This is a genomic window from Rhodococcus sp. IEGM1339 (assembly GCF_050321925.1).
GTDB classification, from domain to species: Bacteria; Actinomycetota; Actinomycetes; order Mycobacteriales; family Mycobacteriaceae; genus Rhodococcus; species Rhodococcus pyridinivorans.
In genome coordinates, this window is sequence record NZ_JBNQFT010000048.1 from 1 (window position 1) to 3,515 (window position 3,515).

Annotated in this window: 2 rRNA genes; both read right to left on the minus strand. The window is 56.4% G+C overall.

From position 1 onward, the window contains the following. Positions 1-7: 7 nt before the first annotated feature. Positions 8-124 (minus strand): 5S ribosomal RNA (gene rrf / locus ACQR3U_RS23205). A gap of 109 nt (positions 125-233) precedes the next feature. After that, positions 234-3,366, minus strand: a 23S ribosomal RNA gene (locus tag ACQR3U_RS23210). Positions 3,367-3,515 lie beyond the last annotated feature (149 nt).

Genomic DNA, 3,515 nt, shown 5'->3' on the forward strand with positions numbered 1-3,515 from the left:
AACGGGTGTTCGGCGGTGTCCTACTCTCCCACACCCTGTCGAGTGCAGTACCATCGGCGCAGACAGGCTTAGCTTCCGGGTTCGGAATGGGACCGGGCGTTTCCCTGTCGCTATGACCGCCGTAACTCTATGAAACAATAGTCCACGCAGATTCCTCGAATCACCTGCTGCTGCAGGATTTTCGGATCTGTGTGTGTTGTTTCAGATACCGCACAGTGGACGCGTAACATCTTCGTGGTAAGTCCTCGGCCTATTAGTACCGGTCACCTCCACCCATTGCTGGGCTTCCAGTTCCGGCCTATCAACCCGGTGGTCTGCCGGGGGCCTTACCCCCTCGAGGGGGTGAGAAACCTCATCTTGGAACAGGCTTCCCGCTTAGATGCTTTCAGCGGTTATCCCTTCCGAACGTAGCCAACCAGCCATGCCCCTGGCGGGACAACTGGCACACCAGAGGTTCGTCCGTCCCGGTCCTCTCGTACTAGGGACAGCCTTCCTCAAGTTTCTAACGCGCGCGGCGGATAGAGACCGAACTGTCTCACGACGTTCTAAACCCAGCTCGCGTGCCGCTTTAATGGGCGAACAGCCCAACCCTTGGGACCTACTCCAGCCCCAGGATGCGACGAGCCGACATCGAGGTGCCAAACCATCCCGTCGATATGGACTCTTGGGGAAGATCAGCCTGTTATCCCCGGGGTACCTTTTATCCGTTGAGCGACACCGCTTCCACATGCCGGTGCCGGATCACTAGTCCCGACTTTCGTCCCTGCTCGACCTGTCAGTCTCACAGTCAAGCTCCCTTGTGCACTTGCACTCGACACCTGATTGCCAACCAGGCTGAGGGAACCTTTGGGCGCCTCCGTTACATTTTGGGAGGCAACCGCCCCAGTTAAACTACCCACCAGGCACTGTCCCTGAACCAGATCATGGTCCGAGGTTAGAGGTCCAATACGATCAGAGTGGTATTTCAACAACGACTCCACCCATACTGGCGTATGAGCTTCACAGTCTCCCACCTATCCTACACAAACCGAACCGAACACCAATACCAAGCTATAGTGAAGGTCCCGGGGTCTTTTCGTCCTGCCGCGCGTAACGAGCATCTTTACTCGTAATGCAATTTCGCCGAGTCTGTGGTCGAGACAGCAGAGAAGTCGTTACGCCATTCGTGCAGGTCGGAACTTACCCGACAAGGAATTTCGCTACCTTAGGATGGTTATAGTTACCACCGCCGTTTACTGGGGCTTAAATTCTCAGCTTCGCGGATTGCTCCGCTAACCGGTCCTCTTAACCTTCCAGCACCGGGCAGGCGTCAGTCCGTATACATCGTCTTACGACTTCGCACGGACCTGTGTTTTTAGTAAACAGTCGCTTCTCTCTGGTCTCTGCGACCACCCCCAGCTCACGGAGCAAGTCCGGTCACCGGGCGTGGTCCCCCTTCTCCCGAAGTTACGGGGGCATTTTGCCGAGTTCCTTAACCACAGTTCTCTCGATCGCCTCGGTATTCTCTACCTGACCACCTGTGTCGGTTTGGGGTACGGGCCGTGTACCAACTCACTAGAGGCTTTTCTCGGCAGCATAGGATCACTGAATTCCCCTCAACGGGTACGCATCACCTCTCAGGCTGTGTGAACGGCGGATTTGCCTACCATTCGCCCTACCGGCTTACACCAGGTACTCCATCACCTGGCCCAGCTACCTTCCTGCGTCACCCCATCGCTTGACTACTACAATCAGGGTCCCGTGCAGCCATCCCCACAGTTCCCGAAGGAACAGCGGAAACTTTTGGACGGTTAGCACAACTGATTCGCCATTGGGCGCGGATACACGGGTACGGGAATATCAACCCGTTGTCCATCGACTACGCCTGTCGGCCTCGCCTTAGGTCCCGACTCACCCTGGGCGGATTAACCTGGCCCAGGAACCCTTGGTCATCCGGCGGACGAGTTTCTCACTCGTCTTTCGCTACTCATGCCTGCATTCTCACTCGCGCAGCCTCCACACCTGGATCACTCCGGCGCTTCCACGGCTGCACGACGCTCCCCTACCCACCCACACCACTGCACACGTTCCCGCAGGAACGAATGGGTGTTGTGTGAGTGCCGCGGCTTCGGCGGTGTACTTGAGCCCCGCTACATTGTCGGCGCAGAACCACTTGACCAGTGAGCTATTACGCACTCTTTCAAGGGTGGCTGCTTCTAAGCCAACCTCCTGGTTGTCTCAGCGATCCCACATCCTTTTCCACTTAGTACACGCTTAGGGGCCTTAGCCGGCGATCTGGGCTGTTTCCCTCTCGACTACGAAGCTTATCCCCCGCAGTCTCACTGCCGCGCTCTCACTCACCGGCATTCGGAGTTTGGCTGATTTCGGTAAGCTTGTGGGCCCCCTAGACCATCCAGTAGCTCTACCTCCGGTGAGAAACACGCGACGCTGCACCTAAATGCATTTCGGGGAGAACCAGCTATCACGGAGTTTGATTGGCCTTTCACCCCTACCCACAACTCATCCCCTCAGTTTTCAACCTAAGTGGGTTCGGGCCTCCACGACGTCTTACCATCGCTTCACCCTGGCCATGGGTAGATCACTCCGCTTCGGGTCTAGAACATGCCACTACATGCGCCCTATTCGGACTCGCTTTCGCTACGACTACCCCACACGGGTTAACCTCGCGACATGCCACTAACTCGCAGGCTCATTCTTCAAAAGGCACGCCATCACCCACCACCCCGAAGGATGCGCAGGCTCTGACGGATTGTAAGCGCACGGTTTCAGGTACTATTTCACTCCCCTCCCGGGGTACTTTTCACCTTTCCCTCACGGTACTAGTCCGCTATCGGTCACCAGGGAGTATTCAGGCTTATCGGGTGGTCCCGACAGATTCACACCGGATTTCACGGGCCCGGTGCTACTCGGGTACTTCTCACGAGAGCCGGCAAGTTTTCGTCTACGGGATTCTCACCCTCTACGACAGGCCGTTCCAGACCACTTCGACTAACCAACCGGTTTCTTACTCTCGCCCGTCATGACAGTGACGGGAAGAAAAGCCCCACAACCCCACGGATGCAACGCCTGCCAGCTATCACACACCCATGGTTTAGCCTCATCCGCTTTCGCTCGCCACTACTCACGGAATCACATGTTGTTTTCTCTTCCTGTGGGTACTGAGATGTTTCACTTCCCCACGTTCCCTCCACACACCCTATATATTCAGATGCGGGTAACACGACATCACTCGTGCTGGGTTTCCCCATTCGGAAATCCTCGGATCACAGCTCGGTTGACAGCTCCCCGAGGCATATCGCAGCCTCCCACGTCCTTCATCGGCTCCTGGTGCCAAGGCATCCACCGTACGCTCATAAACACTTACAACAAAGATGCTCGCGTCCACTGTGCAGTTCTCAAACAACACACAACAACCCCTACCAACGCCGGCCACACGGCCAACCGCCTTCGTAAGTCATCGTCGCTGACAAAACACTCGCGTGTTCTCTCAGGACCCAACAGTGCACCGATATAAC